Source organism: Spiroplasma endosymbiont of Zeiraphera isertana, from assembly GCF_964030805.1.
Lineage (GTDB): Bacteria > Bacillota_I > Bacilli_A > Mycoplasmatales > VBWQ01 > Spiroplasma_E.
In genome coordinates this window covers 391,496-408,073 of sequence record NZ_OZ034965.1, presented here as the reverse complement: position 1 = coordinate 408,073, position 16,578 = coordinate 391,496, and the positions used below count along the sequence as shown (strand labels likewise).

The following is a 16,578-nucleotide window of genomic DNA, read 5'->3' as shown; positions in this document are numbered from 1 at the left end:
TATGAATTTCTTTGATAAAAGTTTCATCAATTTCAATTCTACCTTTTAATTTTGTGAATGGTTTTTGTGTTTTTGCTAATTGTGATGATTTCATAAATTTTTGACGATTAAATCATGCTGATGTTTTTGAAATTTTAGCAAATTGAGAAATAGTATAAGCAGATTGACCTAACAATGACAATCAAATTATTCAATCTCATTGTTCATGAGATAAATGACTTCAATGTAAAAAATGATTTCTTAAAGCATCAAAGCTACTTTTACAATCTTTGCATAAATATTTTTGCTTATTATTCTTAAAACCATTTTTTACACATCAATAAGATTTACAATTTGGACATTGAATTCCTTTTTCTTTAAATTTTTTATCAATTGCATCTAATTTTTCTTTTTTCTCAATTTGTTTAATTCTATTTTTAAAATGTCTAATAATTTTTATAAATTCTTCATCTTTTTTGTTTTTTAAAACATCAATTAATTCATTATTAGTCACAAAAAATCACCCCTGATATAAAAATATTACTTTTAATTTTAAATTAAAAGTAATATCAAGATTTTTTGTGAAAATTAAAAATAAGTTTTTATTTAATAATCTACAAACTCTATGTACGGTTGATTTACTATAATCAACAATTTTTGCTATTTTACGAATCGAAAATCCATAATTTTTATATTCTTTTATTGCTATTATTGATTCAATACTCAGATACTTATACATTGCGCTAATTCCTTTCTTTTCTTAATTATAGAACTAACACAATTTAATTTTTATATAAGTGTCCTTTTTAATTTTACAATTAAAGCATTTAAAAAAAAGTAAATACAATCAATTAACACCAATTCAAAAAGAATACAATAAAACTTTAAGTAAAATTAGAATTAAAATTGAACACGTATTTGCTAAACTAAAACGTTTTAAAATTTTAAGTTTAAAATATCGCAATAAAATACGAAGATTTGCATTAAGATTTAATTTAATAGCAGGAATATATAATTTTGAATTAACTTAGTTTTGCACCAAGTCTATTGAAGTCATTTATCTCATGAACAATGAGATTGAATAATTTGATTGTCATTGTTAGGTCAATCTGCTTATACTATTTCTCAATTTGCTAAAATTTCAAAAACATCAGCATGATTTAATCGTCAAAAATTTATGAAATCATCACAATTAGCAAAAACACAAAAACCATTCACAAAATTAAAAGGTAGAATTGAAATTGATGAAACTTTTATCAAAGAAATTCATAAAGGAAATTTCAAAAATCCAGATGATCCAAGAAAAAAATGAATTGAAGAAAATGCTAAAGATTTAAACTGTTGTATTGAAATGGCAATTGATGAAAATAAAAATATTTATGCTCAAACAACAAATACTAAAAGATTAACAAAAAAATGAGTACAAGAAAATTTAACATCTAAGCTTATCGAAGAAAAATCAATTATAGTTTGTGATATGCAAATACTATATGATACAGTAGCTAAACAAACAAAATGTACTCTCAAGAAATTTAAATCAAAAGAAAATAAAGAATTAAATTATAAAAATTTAAGTAATATCAGTAAAATACAATCAAGTTTAAAAGAATTTATTACTCATTATCATGGCATTGGATTTACCAATATTCAAAATTACCTCAATTTATGAAAATTTAAATACCAACATTATAAAATATCACCTTATGCAAAATCCGAAGCATTATATTTCAGTTTGTAAAAAAAATAAATCCCAAAATTAAATAAAATCAAATTTTAGGCCAGGTTGATGATTTTTTTTATTTCATCAAGAGTTTTTTTGAAAATTAAAAGAAAAAAATGAATTAGACTTGGTGCAAAACCTTTAATTTTAACAATTTAACGATTATTATTAATATTAAAGGTGATATTTATTATGTTGAAAAAATATAAAGATGATCAAGAATTTTATAGTTTAGTCGGCATAAAGCCACAAACATTTTATAAAATGCTTGAAATTTTAAAAATTGCTGAGTCTAAACAAAAATATTATGGTGGTAGAAAAAATAAAATTGTAATTGAAGAGCGTTTATTAATGACTTTAGAATATTGAAAAGACTATAGTAGTTATAGAGTGATTGCAAAAAGATATAATATTAGTCATACTAGTTGCATTCGTAATATTTTTTGAATTGAAAATATTTTAATAAAAAGCGGAATTTTTAATTTACCTGGAAAAAAAGATTTAACAAAAAATAAAGATACTAATAATAATTTGTTAGCTATTGATGGTACTGAAACTCCAATTGAAAGAATTAAAAAAAACTAAAATTACTTTTTTCAGGTAAAAAGAAACATCATTCTCTCAAATCCCAAATAATTATTGATATTTCCAATGGAAAAATTATTTCAACTGCTTTTTGTTTTGGAAGCATTCATGATTTTAAATTGCTTCTAAAATCTAAAACTTTTATTCATCCAGAAAAACAAGTTTTTGTTGATTCAGGTTATCAAGGTATACAAAATATTCATAAAAATACATTTTTGCCATTTAAAAAAAGTAAATACAATCAATTAACACCAATTCAAAAAGAATACAATAAAACTTTAAGTAAAATTAGAATTAAAATTGAACACGTATTTGCTAAACTAAAACGTTTTAAAATTTTAAGTTTAAAATATCGCAATAAAATACGAAGATTTGCATTAAGATTTAATTTAATAGCAGGAATATATAATTTTGAATTACCTTAGTTTTGCACCAAGTCTATTACATAAATTTTTTATTAATTCAATTTTTTCAACATTTAATAACATATTAATTTCCTTTAATACTTTAAATAAAATATTTTTTCATTATGAATATTTATATCTTTCATTGGCATAACAATATAATTTATTGCTAAATCATTATGTTTATATGAATTATTGATTTTAAAACTTTTCATATCTTGTTCTCATGTAATGTTATATTTAAAACATTCTTGATTTTTATCATTTTTAAAAATATAATAACCATTATATTGTTCATAAAATTCACAAGATATTAATTCATTTTCATTTCTAGTAATATTTGGAATATTTTTAATATATTTTAAAATATCACTACCTTTAACACTTTCAATATCTTTTGTTATTGATTTTTTACCTAATTTATAATAAAAATCTTCAATTATTTTTAATGCTATTTTTTTATTTTTTTCATCAATAATAGTATCTTTAATAGGAAATCATGTTTCATATTCACCAATTTCTAATAACATACCTTTAGTTGTTTCTTTAATTTTATTTTTAATATCTAAATTAACATTAATCATTACGTATCCTTTCTATGTATAAGCCTTATCACCTACAGTGATAAAAGGCTTATATACTACTAACTAAATATTTCTACTTACTATACGTAAGGCTTATGCTACTGTAAGTAGCAAAGCCTTGGAGGGTAGGGGTTCTAGGGGAAGGGAACCAAAAAATATCAAGTTGTAAAAGAGCATGACAAAAATTACTATTTGCAAATTCCTATACAATAGCTTTTATAATTTTTATTAAATTTGGAATAATTAATTACTTTAATAAAGTATAGGTTTAATAAAATAATTAATTATAATTGTTGAACAATTAAAAATGAGAGTATTATCTCTCGTTTAACTTCTTTTTAAATCTAACCATTAACTTGATACGCCCTTGAATCTGTTAATAGTCAATTACGAAAAGTTATTAGAAATAAAAAAGTTTTTCCTAACCATATGGCAGTTTTCAAAATATTTTACTTAGCAATTGAAAATATAACCAAAAAATGAACAATGCCTATTCAAAATTGAAATACAGCAATTGCTCATTTTATGATAAAATTTGAAGACAGAATTAATCTAAACTAGTACCTTGTAAAACAAAGATACACAGATTACATAAAAGCCTCTTAATAATTACTATGTTCATTAATTTTTATTAATATACTTTATCTTATTAATATTTTAAAAACTAAATATTTTCTAAATATTATAATATTTTTATTATAATATTTTTTATTTTTTTAATAATTTTATTTTATTCTTTGAAAACCTGAGTTGTAAATATAAATGGGACGGTTTTTTAAAATAATTGTATTAAATCTATTGGTCTTTTATAAGAGAGCGATTTTCTGGGTGTAGAATTAATTTGAAATGCTATAAAATTTAAATCTTTTTGTTTATATGAAGATAGATCTTTTAATTTTCACAAAAAATCTTGATATTACTTTTAATTTAAAATTAAAAGTAATATTTTTATATCAGGGGTGATTTTTTGTGACTAATAATGAATTAATTGATGTTTTAAAAAACAAAAAAGATGAAGAATTTATAAAAATTATTAGACATTTTAAAAATAGAATTAAACAAATTGAGAAAAAAGAAAAATTAGAAGCAATTGATAAAACATTTAAAGAAAAAGGAATTCCATGTCCAAATTGTAAATCTTATTGATGTGTAAAAAATGGTTTTAAGAATAATAAGCAAAAATATTTATGCAAAGATTGTAAAAGTAGCTTTGATGCTTTAAGAAATCATTTTTTACATTGAAGTCATTTATCTCATGAACAATGAGATTGAATAATTTGATTGTCATTGTTAGGTCAATCTGCTTATACTATTTCTCAATTTGCTAAAATTTCAAAAACATCAGCATGATTTAATCGTCAAAAATTTATGAAATCATCACAATTAGCAAAAACACAAAAACCATTCACAAAATTAAAAGGTAGAATTGAAATTGATGAAACTTTTATCAAAGAAATTAATAAAGGAAATTTCAAAAATCCAGATGATCTAAGAAAAAAATGAATTGAAGAAAATGCTAAAGATTTAAACTGTTGTATTGAAATGGCAATTGATGAAAATAAAAATATTTATTCTCAAACAACAAATACTAAAAGATTAACAAAAAAATGAGTACGAGAAAATTTAACATATAAGCTTATCGAAGAAAAATCAATTATAGTTTGTGATATGCAAATACTATATGATACAGTAGCTAAACAAACAAAATGTACTCTCAAGAAATTTAAATCAAAAGAAAATAAAGAATTAAATTATAAAAATTTAAGTAATATCAGTAAAATACAATCAAGTTTAAAAGAATTTATTACTCATTATCATGGCATTGGATTTACCAATATTCAAAATTACCTCAATTTATGAAAATTTAAATACCAACATTATAAAATATCACCTTATGCAAAATCTGAAGCATTATATTTCAGTTTGTAAAAAAAATAAATCCCAAAATTAAATAAAATCAAATTTTAGGCCAGGTTGATGATTTTTTTTATTTCATCAAGAGTTTTTTTGAAAATTAAAAGCCAAAACTGTCCCACCAACCATTCCTACAATAACTTTTCTTTTTCTTCTAATTTCTTTTGGCATAAATTAAAATCTCTCCTTAATTTTATTAAATTTTTGTAAATTAATTTTACATTATTCTTAAAACAAATTATTGATATGCTTATTTTACACATATATAGTGTTTATAATAAAAACACCTCCAATTTATCTAAAAAAATACAAATTTAAATGAAAATAAAAAAATTGAAACAAAATATAAAATATACAATAATGAAGAAGAAAAAGAATACAATAATAATTTAAAAATATTAGATAATAATAAAAAAAGAGTCTAAGACTCTTTTTTTATTATATTAACGTTTTGAAAACTGCGGTGCTTTTCTGGCTGCTTTTAAACCATATTTTTTACGTTCTTTTTTACGTGCATCACGAGTTAATAATCCAAATTGTCTTAATAATACTCGATAATCTTCTGACACCTTAACTAAAACATTAGATAAAGCTAAACGCGCTGCACCAGCTTGACCAGTTCTTCCGCCGCCTTCAACTTTGATATTAATATCAAAGTTTTCTAACGTATTAGTTACTTTTAAAGGCAATAACATATCTTGAACTAAGATTTCTTGTTCTAAATATTTTAAAGGCTCAAAACCATTAATTAATATTTTTGATTGACCAGTATTTTTTAAATGAACACGGGCAGTTGACGTTTTACGTCCGCCTGAACTTGAATAAGTTACGGGTTTATTAGATGTTGTCATAAAAGCCTACTCCTCTTGGCCTAATATTAAAACTTCGGGGTTTTGGGCTTGATGTTGATGTTGATCATGGTTATAAACATGAAGATGTGTAAATTGCTTACGACCTAAGGTAGTATTTGGTAGCATACCTTTAATCGCTATCTCTACTAATTCAGAAGCATCTTTAGCAATCATACTTTGTGCATTACGTACACGTAATCCACCGGGATATTGTGAATGGTTATAATACTTCTTATCTTGTAATTTATTACCTGTTAATTTAATTTTGTTTGCATTAATAATAATGATATAATCTCCACAATCTAAATGTGGTGTAAATGAAGGTTTATTTTTACCACGCAATATCATTGCAACTTTAGTTGCAAGACGTCCTAAAATTAAACCACCGGCATCAATAACATATCACTTTTTTTCAATGTTACTGAAATTCATTGTTGTTTGACGCATTTTTTTCTCCTTACAGTGTAATTTTTACCGGGACTACATTGCTTAAAGCATTAATAATTATATAGAAACTTATTTAAAAAAACAAGTATTATCAAAGATTTAATAATTATTTTTACACAAAATTATACATTACAAAATAAATAATTAAAACTTACAACTAACTCTTATAAAAATATTTATTTTTTAAAATAATTACCATTAAACATTTTTTTATTGTATATTAATTTTTTCAATTATAAACTTAAATTAAGGCTTATCTAAAATACATTTTAGATAAGCCTTAATTTAATTCTACAAAAAATACAAAAAAGTTAAAAATAAAAATGGAAATTATCCCCGCATGTACTAGTGTGGAGGAAAAAATGAATTGAAATGAATTCAATAGCATATTTCAAACTGAAAACGATTGTTTGAAATATATAGCGAAGTTTAAAACAATGAAATGCATCAGGTGTGCTTCTTCTAGTTTGAATGCTTCTGATTTGAGAAGAATACGATGTTTGAACTGTAACCAAACATTTAGTATTCTTTATGGAACCAGTTTTTATAAGTCACAGACCCAAATGACATCTTGGTTTTATCTCATCTTTAGATGAATAAACACAAAGCATGGCATACCAGCAACCGATGTTGCAAGGGAATTGGGTGTGACCTATAAAACAGCTTGAAGAATGTGTCATGAAATCAGGACTAGAATTGGAAATCAAGATGCAGGTTTCATTGTTGATGGCACAGCACAGATGGATGAAATGTATCTTTCACATTTAGGTTTTAAAAAACAAGGAAGATCCTTGTTGAATAAAACTTTGATTGTTGGAGTTTATGAGAAAACCAGCAACAAACTAATTGTGAAGGTGCTGAAAAATGCAGATGAAAAAAACCTTTTAAGATTTGCATTGAAACACATTTTTACTGAGTGCTGTCTATTTACGGATTCTTGGAAGGGATATGTAAGTTTCAAAAACTTCTATCCCAAACATGAAATCGTAAATCATGAAGTTGGGTATGTGTCACCAACAGGTGTAAACACAAACCAGATTGAATCAGCATGAAAGCACATCCGACGAACTTTCCGAACACACATAAGAGTTTCAAAGCACAATATTCATTTATATGCAAAAGAATCAGCATATAAATTCAATAACATACCTAGTTTTGAAACTGTAATTTTGTGTTTGATTTAAATACATGCGGGGATAATTTCCTAGGTAGGCTTTTATCTCCATTTATGTGATAAAATTTAAAAATAGTACATAAAGGGATAAAAGCCATAAAAATATATACCAAAATATATCATTATATTAGAAACTAGAAATAAATGAAAAGGAGAATAAATATCTATGAAAAGTTTAATAAAATTAATGACAACATGTTCTTTATTAATGACAAATACAATCTCAGCATTAAGTAATACAAATCATAATACAACTAATTTTCAAAATAATTTTTATACTTTAGGAGACGGTTTATCAGATGTAGGAGCATTGGTTGGTGCAGGAAGTCAATTTTTTCAAAATATTCCCATCCCAGAGGAACTTATGAAATCTCATGATGTAAAATTAAAACCTCCTTATTATCAAAATAGTTCTTGATGTAATGGCCCTGTTGCAACCGAATTAATTCGTAAAAAATTAAAACAAAAAGTTACAGCTGGATGAGACTTTATAGCATTAAATGGTCAACATTTTTCACAAATAGGTACTAACTACGCTGTTGGTGGAACATTTATAGAAAAAGTTTATGGTCTTGAAGGTTTATTTTTAAATAAATTTTCACTTGATGAGCAAATAAAATCATTAATAAAACAACATAGTGATTTTTATAATAGACTTGGTGCAAAACCTTTAATTTTAACAATTTAACGATTATTATTAATATTAAAGGTGATAGTTATTATGTTGAAAAAATATAAAGATGATCAAGAATTTTATAGTTTAGTCGGCATAAAGCCACAAACATTTTATAAAATGCTTGAAATTTTAAAAATTGCTGAGTCTAAACAAAAATATTGTGGTGGTAGAAAAAATAAAATTGTAATTGAAGAGCGTTTATTAATGACTTTAGAATATTGAAAAGACTATAGTAGTTATAGAGTTATTGCAAAAAGATATAATATTAGTCATACTAGTTGCATTCGTAATATTTTTTGAATTGAAAATATTTTAATAAAAAGCGGAATTTTTAATTTACCTTGAAAAAAAGATTTAACAAAAAATAAAGGTACTAATAATAATTTGTTAGCTATTGATGCCACTGAAACTCCAATTGAAAGAATTAAAAAAAACTAAAATTACTTTTTTCAGGTAAAAAGAAACATCATTCTCTCAAATCCCAAATAATTATTGATATTTCCAATGGAAAAATTATTTCAACTGCTTTTTGTTTTGGAAGCATTCATGATTTTAAATTGCTTCTAAAATCTAAAACTTTTATTCATCCAGAAAAACAAGTTTTTGTTGATTCAGGTTATCAAGGTATACAAAATATTCATAAAAATACATTTTTGCCATTTAAAAAAAGTAAATACAATCAATTAACACCAATTCAAAAAGAATACAATAAAAATTTAAGTAAAATTAGAATTAAAATTGAACACGTATTTGCTAAACTAAAACGTTTTAAAATTTTAAGTTTAAAATATCGCAATAAAATACGAAGATTTGCATTAAGATTTAATTTAATAGCAGGAATATATAATTTTGAATTACCTTAGTTTTGCACCAAGTCTATTGTATTTATTATTGTAAAAATTGTATTAAAAATTAATCAAATTTTTTAAAAAGGTGGTGAATATTATGTTAGGTAGATTTTTTAGAAAAGATAAAAGTAATATTAGTGATAATCAAAATGAAAAAGTAAAATTTTTAACTAATAAAAATAAAAGTACTCATGCTTCAATTTTAAATTATTTTGGTTTTAATGATTTTAATCACGAAACTTATTTCACTGATTTTGTAGCAGAAAATAATGCTAATTTATATAATGCTCCATTAGACATTAATAATGAAACTATTAAACAATATTTAATTAAACAAGAGTTTTATAGAAAAAATTGAAATTCTATTTTTAAATTAAGTAAATTAGGAATTAGTGGTTATTTAATTTTTATTGCTAATGATGACTTATATTTTCAAGTAGTAGATATACAACAAAGAGTTTATGATATTACTGGTAAATTAATTCAATGTACTATTTTTTATGATAGTTATCAACAAAATGCACAAACGGTAAGATTATTTGAAATTTATACATTAAATAATGAACAAGTAACTATTAATCGTGCAATTTATAGTATTAATGATAATAAAAAACAATTTACATTATCTTTTAAAGAATAGACTTGGTGCAAAACTAAGGTAATTCAAAATTATATATTCCTGCTATTAAATTAAATCTTAATGCAAATCTTCGTATTTTATTGCGATATTTTAAACTTAAAATTTTAAAACGTTTTAGTTTAGCAAATACGTGTTCAATTTTAATTCTAATTTTACTTAAAGTTTTATTGTATTCTTTTTGAATTGGTGTTAATTGATTGTATTTACTTTTTTTAAATGGCAAAAATGTATTTTTATGAATATTTTGTATACCTTGATAACCTGAATCAACAAAAACTTGTTTTTCTGGATGAATAAAAGTTTTAGATTTTAGAAGCAATTTAAAATCATGAATGCTTCCAAAACAAAAAGCAGTTGAAATCATTTTTTCATTGGAAATATCAATAATTATTTGGGATTTGAGAGAATGATGTTTCTTTTTACCTGAAAAAAGTAATTTTAGTTTTTTTTAATTCTTTCAATTGGAGTTTCAGTAGCATCAATAGCTAACAAATTATTATTAGTACCTTTATTTTTTGTTAAATCTTTTTTTCCAGGTAAATTAAAAATTCCGCTTTTTATTAAAATATTTTCAATTCAAAAAATATTACGAATGCAACTAGTATGACTAATATTAGATCTTTTTGCAATAACTCTACAACTACTATAGTCTTTTCAATATTCTAAAGTCATTAATAAACGCTCTTCAATTACAATTTTATTTTTTCTACCACCATAATATTTTGTTTAGACTCAGCAATTTTTAAAATTTCAAGCATTTTATAAAATGTTTGTGTCTTTATGCCGACTAAACTATAAAATTCTTGATCATCTTTATATTTTTTCAACATAATAACTATCACCTTTAATATTAATAATAATCGTTAAATTGTTAAAATTAAAGGTTTTGCACCAAGTCTATTCTTTTATTGCTATTATTGATTCAATACTCAGATACTTATACATTGCGCTAATTCCTTTCTTTTCTTAATTATAGAACTAACACAATTTAATTTTTATATAAGTGTCCTTTTTAATTTTACAATTAAAGAGGTAAAAAGAAACATCATTCTCTCAAATCCCAAATAATTATTGATATTTCCAATGGAAAAATTATTTCAACTGCTTTTTGTTTTGGAAGCATTCATGATTTTAAATTGCTTCTAAAATCTAAAACTTTTATTCATCCAGAAAAACAAGTTTTTGTTGATTCAGGTTATCAAGGTATACAAAATATTCATAAAAATACATTTTTGCCATTTAAAAAAAGTCAATACAATCAATTAACACCAATTCAAAAAGAATACAATAAAACTTTAAGTAAAATTAGAATTAAAATTGAACACGTATTTGCTAAACTAAAACGTTTTAAAATTTTAAGTTTAAAATATCGCAATAAAATACGAAGATTTGCATTAAGATTTAATTTAATAGCAGGAATATATAATTTTGAATTACCTTAGTTTTGCACCAAGTCTAATGATGTTTTAGTTTTTATAAACATCGGAACTAATGATTTAATGTGAATAATTGATCATAACATTACTGATATTGATAATGCTATTAATAAAATTATTAATAAACTTGATGAAGATTTAACAGAATTAATTAATAAAAATATTAAAAAAATAGTTATAACAAATATTGCTGATATGGGATTAATTCCTAACTATAAAGAAACTATTAATCAACAACCAATGACAAATCTTGTAAATAAATTTAACTTAAAATTAACTGAATAAATTAAAAAAGCAAATAAAAACTTTGAAAAAACAAATATTAAAGAGTATGATGTTTTTTCAAAATTTAATAAACTATTTGAACAATTCAAAAATAGAGGAAGTCAATACCAAGATTCAAATGCTACTAAAATTGATATAAATACTCTTGGAAAAATGGAATATTACAACCCCAATATGTTTCTGGTGCAAACTCACAAAATATTGATAATTACTTTTTTTAGATCAATTTCATCCAACAAAATGAGTTCAAGAACAAATTGCTAATGATTTATACAAATTTTTATACAAATTTAATAATAAAAATCTATTTGAAGTAGATTATCGTCCTGCTGCACATGATTGAATAAAAGTAAAAATTAGTTATGATAATTTTTTACATATCCAAAATATCTATAATACTGAAAAACAAGAAAATTTTAAACAATTATTTTTTTAAAATTATCAATAAATTTGCAAAAGAAGACGATACTGGATTGGGTGGTAGTATAAGTCAAGATGATATTTATACAACAATAAAAGTTATTATTGATCATTTTCAAGAAATAAATAATTTTTTTTAAAAGACTACCAGAAGATCAAGGAATAAGGCTTGTTACAAATAGAATTGGCTCATGAGATAAAAATAATAGTGTGGGTGTTTTTAGTCAATAAATAAAAAATGGTTTTAATTTTCACAAAAAATCTTGATATTACTTTTAATTTAAAATTAAAAGTAATATTTTTATATCAGGGGTGATTTTTTGTGACTAATAATGAATTAATTGATGTTTTAAAAAACAAAAAAGATGAAGAATTGATAAAAATTATTAGACATTTTAAAAATAGAATTAAACAAATTGAGAAAAAAGAAAAATTAGATGCAATTGATAAAAAATTTAAAGAAAAAGGAATTCAATGTCCAAATTGTAAATCTTATTGATGTGTAAAAAATGGTTTTAAGAATAATAAGCAAAAATATTTATGCAAAGATTGTAAAAGTAGCTTTGATGCTTTAAGAAATCATTTTTTACATTGAAGTCATTTATCTCATGAACAATGAGATTGAATAATTTGATTGTCATTGTTAGGTCAATCTGCTTATACTATTTCTCAATTTGCTAAAATTTCAAAAACATCAGCATGATTTAATCGTCAAAAATTTATGAAATCATCACAATTAGCAAAAACACAAAAACCATTCACAAAATTAAAAGGTAGAATTGAAATTGATGAAACTTTTATCAAAGAAATTCATAAAGGAAATTTCAAAAATCCAGATGATCCAAGAAAAAAATGAATTGAAGAAAATGCTAAAGATTTAAACTGTTGTATTGAAATGGCAATTGATGAAAATAAAAATATTTATGCTCAAACAACAAATACTAAAAGATTAACAAAAAAATGAGTACAAGAAAATTTAACATCTAAGCTTATCGAAGAAAAATCAATGGCTTTTCTCCCTTTATGTACTATTTTTAAATTTTATCACATAAATGCTGAGAAAAGCCTATCTACGGACTTCTCCCCACATTTTTAAATCAAACATAACATTACAGTTTCAAAACTAGGTATATTGTTGAATTTATATGCCGATTCTTTTGCATATAAATGAACATGATGTTTTTCAACTTTGATATGTGTTTTAAATGTTCGTCTGATGTGCTTTCGTGCCGATTCAATCTGGTTTATGTTTACACCAGTTTTTGAAACATAACCATCTTGATGGTTAACTGTTTCATGCTTAGTGAAAACTGATTTAAAATGGCGATATCCTTTTCAAGAATCAGTATGTACATCACACTTTGAAGAAATGTGGTTTCTTGCAAATTGCAAAAGATTTTTTTGATTTGCATTTTTCAACACTTTCACAATTAAATTATTGGTTGTTTTTTCATAAATCCCAACAATCAAAGTTTTATTTTTTAAGGATCTTCCTTGTTTTTTAAAACCCATATGTGAAAGATACATTTCATCCATTTGCACTATGCCCTCAACAATGAATTGAGGTTCTTGTTTTGCAATTGCACTTCGGATTTTATGACCCATTCTTCAAGCAGTTTTCAAAGTTACTCCCAATTCTTTTGCAACATCAGTTGATGGAATTCCATGTTTGGTGTTTATTCATCTAAAGATGAGATAAAACCAAGATGTCAAAGGTGTTTGTGACTTGTAAAAAATGGTGTCATGAAGAATACTAAATGTTTGATGACATTTCAAACATCTTATTCTTCTTAAATCAGAAGTATTCAAATTTGTTCAAGAACACCTCATACATTTGTTTTCCTTCAAACTTGCTATATATTTCAAACAATCTTTTTCTGTTTGAAATATATTGTTGAACTCATTCAATTTCATTGTTTCCTCCACAAGTACATGTGGGGAGAAGTCCGATCAATTATAGTTTGTGATATGCAAATACTATATGATACATTAGCTAAACAAACAAAATGTACTCTCAAGAAATTTAAATCAACAGAAAATAAAGAATTAAATTATAAAAATTTAAGTAATATCAGTAAAATACAATCAAGTTTAAAAGAATTTATTACTCATTATCATGGCATTGGATTTACCAATATTCAAAATTACCTCAATTTATGAAAATTTAAATACCAACATTATAAAATATCACCTTATGCAAAATCTGAAGCATTATATTTCAGTTTGTAAAAAAAATAAATCCCAAAATTAAATAAAATAAAATTTTAGGCCAGGTTGATGATTTTTTTTATTTCATCAAGAGTTTTTTTGAAAATTAAAAAAAAATGGTATTAAAAATAAATAATTAAAAAATTTTAATCAAGTTTACTCATAATAATTAACATTAAATATTTTTTATTGTATATTAATTTTTTCACATATAAACTTTAATTAAGACTTATCAAAACTATATTGCTTATCTTTAATATCATAATTATGAACTTAAATAAAAATATTAGGCTTTTATCCCTTTATGTACTATTTTTAAATTTTATCACATAAATGGAGATAAAAGCCTACCTAGGAAATTATCCCCGCATGTATTTAAATCAAACACAAAATTACAGTTTCAAAACTAGGTATATTGTTGAATTTATATGCCGATTCTTTTGCGTATAAATGAATATTGTGCTTTGAAACTCTTATGTGTGTTCGGAAAGTTCGTCGGATGTGCTTTCATGCTGATTCAATCTGGTTTGTGTTTACACCTGTTGGTGACACATACCCAACTTCATGATTTACGATTTCATGTTTGGGATAGAAGTTTTTGAAACTTACATATCCCTTCCAAGAATCCGTAAATAGACAGCACTCAGTAAAAATGTGTTTCAATGCAAATCTTAAAAGGTTTTTTTCATCTGCATTTTTCAGCACCTTCACAATTAGTTTGTTGCTGGTTTTCTCATAAACTCCAACAATCAAAGTTTTATTCAACAAGGATCTTCCTTGTTTTTTAAAACCTAAATGTGAAAGATACATTTCATCCATCTGTGCTGTGCCATCAACAATGAAACCTGCATCTTGATTTCCAATTCTAGTCCTGATTTCATGACACATTCTTCAAGCTGTTTTATAGGTCACACCCAATTCCCTTGCAACATCGGTTGCTGGTATGCCATGCTTTGTGTTTATTCATCTAAAGATGAGATAAAACCAAGATGTCATTTGGGTCTGTGACTTATAAAAAATGGTTCCATAAAGAATACTAAATGTTTGGTTACAGTTCAAACATCGTATTCTTCTCAAATCAGAAGCATTCAAACTAGAAGAAGCACACCTGATGCATTTCATTATTTTAAACTTCGCTATATATTTCAAACAATCGTTTTCAGTTTGAAATATGCTATTGAATTCATTTCAATTCATTTTTTCCTCCACACTAGTACATGCAGGGATAATTTCCAAATATTATTATAAATTAAAAGTAAGTATTTTTAAATAAATCTTAAGATAATAATATTTTAATTTTCACAAAAAATCTTGATATTACTTTTAATTTAAAATTAAAAGTAATATTTTTATATCAGGGGTGATTTTTTGTGACTAATAATGAATTAATTGATGTTTTAAAAAACAAAAAAGATGAAGAATTTATAAAAATTATTAGACATTTTAAAAATAGAATTAAACAAATTGAGAAAAAAGAAAAATTAGATGCAATTGATAAAAAATTTAAAGAAAAAGGAATTCAATGTCCAAATTGTAAATCTTATTGATGTGTAAAAAATGGTTTTAAGAATAATAAGCAAAAATATTTATGCAAAGATTGTAAAAGTAGCTTTGATGCTTTAAGAAATCATTTTTTACATTGAAGTCATTTATCTCATGAACAATGAGATTGAATAATTTGATTGTCATTGTTAGGTCAATCTGCTTATACTATTTCTCAATTTGCTAAAATTTCAAAAACATCAGCATGATTTAATCGTCAAAAATTTATGAAATCATCACAATTAGCAAAAACACAAAAACCATTCACAAAATTAAAAGGTAGAATTGAAATTGATGAAACTTTTATCAAAGAAATTCATAAAGGAAATTTCAAAAATCCAGATGATCCAAGAAAAAAATGAATTGAAGAAAATGCTAAAGATTTAAACTGTTGTATTGAAATGGCAATTGATGAAAATAAAAATATTTATGCTCAAACAACAAATACTAAAAGATTAACAAAAAAATGAGTACAAGAAAATTTAACATCTAAGCTTATCGAAGAAAAATCAATTATAGTTTGTGATATGCAAATACTATATGATACAGTAGCTAAACAAACAAAATGTACTCTCAAGAAATTTAAATCAAAAGAAAATAAAGAATTAAATTATAAAAATTTAAGTAATATCAGTAAAATACAATCAAGTTTAAAAGAATTTATTACTCATTATCATGGCATTGGATTTACCAATATTCAAAATTACCTCAATTTATGAAAATTTAAATACCAACATTATAAAATATCACCTTATGCAAAATCTGAAGCATTATATTTCGGTTTGTAAAAAAAATAAATCCCAAAATTAAATAAAATCAAATTTTAGGCCAGGTTGATGATTTTTTTTTATTTCATCAAGAGTTT

The 16,578-nt window shown here is 23.6% G+C and carries 24 protein-coding genes and 3 pseudogenes; 16 read left to right on the top strand and 11 right to left on the bottom strand.

What is annotated here, in order from left to right:
* Positions 1-574 precede the first annotated feature (574 nt).
* A pseudogene (locus AAHM78_RS16665) lies at positions 575-718 on the bottom strand (helix-turn-helix domain-containing protein); the annotation flags it as partial.
* 58 nt (positions 719-776) lie between these two features.
* Between AAHM78_RS16665 and AAHM78_RS02825 the strand changes: the two are divergent.
* From AAHM78_RS02825 to AAHM78_RS02810, 4 genes are all read left to right on the top strand, one after another.
* Positions 777-1,010, top strand: coding sequence for a transposase (locus AAHM78_RS02825; RefSeq protein WP_425289759.1), 234 nt, complete (start codon positions 777-779; stop codon positions 1,008-1,010).
* Between the two features lie 2 nt (positions 1,011-1,012).
* Positions 1,013-1,717 carry an IS1595 family transposase gene (locus tag AAHM78_RS02820; RefSeq protein WP_342253580.1) on the top strand — a complete coding sequence of 235 codons (705 nt, stop codon included), beginning with the start codon at positions 1,013-1,015 and terminating at the stop codon, positions 1,715-1,717.
* A 174-nt stretch (positions 1,718-1,891) separates the two neighbouring features.
* Entirely contained in the window at positions 1,892-2,284 is a 393-nt protein-coding gene (locus tag AAHM78_RS02815; RefSeq protein WP_342253348.1) for a transposase family protein, read from the top strand.
* Between the two features lie 50 nt (positions 2,285-2,334).
* Positions 2,335-2,709: a transposase family protein gene (locus AAHM78_RS02810; RefSeq protein WP_342254611.1), complete on the top strand. Its 375-nt coding sequence runs from the start codon at positions 2,335-2,337 to the stop codon at positions 2,707-2,709.
* A gap of 74 nt (positions 2,710-2,783) precedes the next feature.
* Here the strand turns inward: AAHM78_RS02810 and AAHM78_RS02805 are convergent, their stop codons facing one another.
* A complete protein-coding gene (locus AAHM78_RS02805) occupies positions 2,784-3,272 on the bottom strand; it encodes a hypothetical protein (protein ID WP_342254298.1) in 489 nt (162 codons plus the stop codon).
* Positions 3,273-3,626: 354 nt separating this feature from the next.
* On the opposite strand from AAHM78_RS02805, the pseudogene AAHM78_RS16660 reads away from it, so the two are divergent.
* Positions 3,627-3,833 (top strand): annotated as a pseudogene (locus AAHM78_RS16660) (transposase); the annotation flags it as partial.
* Between the two features lie 214 nt (positions 3,834-4,047).
* On the opposite strand, the pseudogene AAHM78_RS02800 reads toward AAHM78_RS16660, so the two are convergent.
* Positions 4,048-4,179, bottom strand: a pseudogene (locus AAHM78_RS02800) (IS30 family transposase); the annotation flags it as partial.
* Between the two features lie 62 nt (positions 4,180-4,241).
* Here AAHM78_RS02800 and AAHM78_RS02795 point away from each other — a divergent pair.
* Positions 4,242-5,201, top strand: coding sequence for an IS1/IS1595 family N-terminal zinc-binding domain-containing protein (locus tag AAHM78_RS02795; protein WP_342254297.1), 960 nt, complete (start codon positions 4,242-4,244; stop codon positions 5,199-5,201).
* An 18-nt stretch (positions 5,202-5,219) separates the two neighbouring features.
* Here AAHM78_RS02795 and AAHM78_RS02790 read toward each other — a convergent pair whose 3' ends face one another.
* From AAHM78_RS02790 to rplM, 3 genes are all read right to left on the bottom strand, one after another.
* Positions 5,220-5,357 carry a hypothetical protein gene (locus AAHM78_RS02790; protein WP_342254296.1) on the bottom strand — a complete coding sequence of 46 codons (138 nt, stop codon included), beginning with the start codon at positions 5,355-5,357 and terminating at the stop codon, positions 5,220-5,222.
* A 272-nt stretch (positions 5,358-5,629) separates the two neighbouring features.
* Positions 5,630-6,037, bottom strand: a complete 408-nt coding sequence (rpsI, locus tag AAHM78_RS02785) for a 30S ribosomal protein S9 (RefSeq protein ID WP_342254295.1) — start codon at positions 6,035-6,037, stop codon at positions 5,630-5,632.
* A gap of 6 nt (positions 6,038-6,043) precedes the next feature.
* Entirely contained in the window at positions 6,044-6,484 is a 441-nt protein-coding gene (gene rplM, locus AAHM78_RS02780; RefSeq protein WP_342254294.1) for a 50S ribosomal protein L13, read from the bottom strand.
* Positions 6,485-6,951: 467 nt separating this feature from the next.
* Between rplM and AAHM78_RS02775 the strand changes: the two genes are divergently transcribed.
* The 5 genes from AAHM78_RS02775 to AAHM78_RS02755 all read left to right on the top strand — a co-directional run bounded on the left by AAHM78_RS02775 (position 6,952) and on the right by AAHM78_RS02755 (position 9,822).
* Entirely contained in the window at positions 6,952-7,668 is a 717-nt protein-coding gene (locus AAHM78_RS02775) for an IS1595 family transposase (protein ID WP_342254293.1), read from the top strand.
* A 156-nt stretch (positions 7,669-7,824) separates the two neighbouring features.
* Entirely contained in the window at positions 7,825-8,346 is a 522-nt protein-coding gene (locus AAHM78_RS02770) for a hypothetical protein (RefSeq protein ID WP_342254292.1), read from the top strand.
* A gap of 33 nt (positions 8,347-8,379) precedes the next feature.
* A complete protein-coding gene (locus AAHM78_RS02765) occupies positions 8,380-8,772 on the top strand; it encodes a transposase family protein (RefSeq protein WP_342253357.1) in 393 nt (130 codons plus the stop codon).
* A 50-nt stretch (positions 8,773-8,822) separates the two neighbouring features.
* Positions 8,823-9,197, top strand: a complete 375-nt coding sequence (locus AAHM78_RS02760) for a transposase family protein (protein ID WP_342255002.1) — start codon at positions 8,823-8,825, stop codon at positions 9,195-9,197.
* Between the two features lie 82 nt (positions 9,198-9,279).
* A complete protein-coding gene (locus tag AAHM78_RS02755) occupies positions 9,280-9,822 on the top strand; it encodes a hypothetical protein (RefSeq protein WP_342252869.1) in 543 nt (180 codons plus the stop codon).
* A gap of 13 nt (positions 9,823-9,835) precedes the next feature.
* Here the strand turns inward: AAHM78_RS02755 and AAHM78_RS02750 are convergent, their stop codons facing one another.
* Genes AAHM78_RS02750 through AAHM78_RS02740 form a run of 3 tightly spaced genes read right to left on the bottom strand, consistent with a single transcriptional unit; the run spans position 9,836 to position 10,652 of the window.
* Positions 9,836-10,201, bottom strand: coding sequence for a transposase family protein (locus tag AAHM78_RS02750; RefSeq protein WP_342255001.1), 366 nt, complete (start codon positions 10,199-10,201; stop codon positions 9,836-9,838).
* A 59-nt stretch (positions 10,202-10,260) separates the two neighbouring features.
* On the bottom strand, positions 10,261-10,494 hold the full coding sequence (locus tag AAHM78_RS02745; protein ID WP_342254291.1) for a hypothetical protein: 234 nt from the start codon (positions 10,492-10,494) through the stop codon (positions 10,261-10,263).
* Positions 10,495-10,511: 17 nt separating this feature from the next.
* Positions 10,512-10,652, bottom strand: coding sequence for a hypothetical protein (locus AAHM78_RS02740; protein ID WP_342252928.1), 141 nt, complete (start codon positions 10,650-10,652; stop codon positions 10,512-10,514).
* Between the two features lie 246 nt (positions 10,653-10,898).
* Here AAHM78_RS02740 and AAHM78_RS02735 point away from each other — a divergent pair, with 246 nt between their 5' ends.
* The 3 genes from AAHM78_RS02735 to AAHM78_RS02725 all read left to right on the top strand — a co-directional run bounded on the left by AAHM78_RS02735 (position 10,899) and on the right by AAHM78_RS02725 (position 13,059).
* The gene (locus AAHM78_RS02735) at positions 10,899-11,264 is read left to right on the top strand and encodes a transposase family protein (RefSeq protein WP_342255000.1); all 366 of its coding nucleotides are present in this window, start codon (positions 10,899-10,901) and stop codon (positions 11,262-11,264) included.
* Between the two features lie 57 nt (positions 11,265-11,321).
* Positions 11,322-11,543 carry a hypothetical protein gene (locus tag AAHM78_RS02730; protein ID WP_342254290.1) on the top strand — a complete coding sequence of 74 codons (222 nt, stop codon included), beginning with the start codon at positions 11,322-11,324 and terminating at the stop codon, positions 11,541-11,543.
* 742 nt (positions 11,544-12,285) lie between these two features.
* Positions 12,286-13,059, top strand: coding sequence for an IS1/IS1595 family N-terminal zinc-binding domain-containing protein (locus AAHM78_RS02725; protein WP_342254289.1), 774 nt, complete (start codon positions 12,286-12,288; stop codon positions 13,057-13,059).
* Here AAHM78_RS02725 and AAHM78_RS02720 read toward each other — a convergent pair.
* On the bottom strand, positions 13,056-13,877 hold the full coding sequence (locus AAHM78_RS02720) for an IS1595 family transposase (RefSeq protein WP_342254288.1): 822 nt from the start codon (positions 13,875-13,877) through the stop codon (positions 13,056-13,058). The two genes, AAHM78_RS02725 and AAHM78_RS02720, sit on opposite strands and share 4 nt — an antisense overlap.
* A gap of 18 nt (positions 13,878-13,895) precedes the next feature.
* Between AAHM78_RS02720 and AAHM78_RS02715 the strand changes: the two genes are divergently transcribed.
* Positions 13,896-14,192 carry a hypothetical protein gene (locus tag AAHM78_RS02715; RefSeq protein ID WP_342254287.1) on the top strand — a complete coding sequence of 99 codons (297 nt, stop codon included), beginning with the start codon at positions 13,896-13,898 and terminating at the stop codon, positions 14,190-14,192.
* A gap of 354 nt (positions 14,193-14,546) precedes the next feature.
* Here AAHM78_RS02715 and AAHM78_RS02710 read toward each other — a convergent pair whose 3' ends face one another.
* On the bottom strand, positions 14,547-15,263 hold the full coding sequence (locus tag AAHM78_RS02710; RefSeq protein WP_342253050.1) for an IS1595 family transposase: 717 nt from the start codon (positions 15,261-15,263) through the stop codon (positions 14,547-14,549).
* Between the two features lie 278 nt (positions 15,264-15,541).
* Between AAHM78_RS02710 and AAHM78_RS02705 the strand changes: the two genes are divergently transcribed.
* The gene (locus tag AAHM78_RS02705; RefSeq protein ID WP_342253750.1) at positions 15,542-16,501 is read left to right on the top strand and encodes an IS1595 family transposase; all 960 of its coding nucleotides are present in this window, start codon (positions 15,542-15,544) and stop codon (positions 16,499-16,501) included.
* The last annotated feature ends 77 nt before the right edge of the window (positions 16,502-16,578 follow it).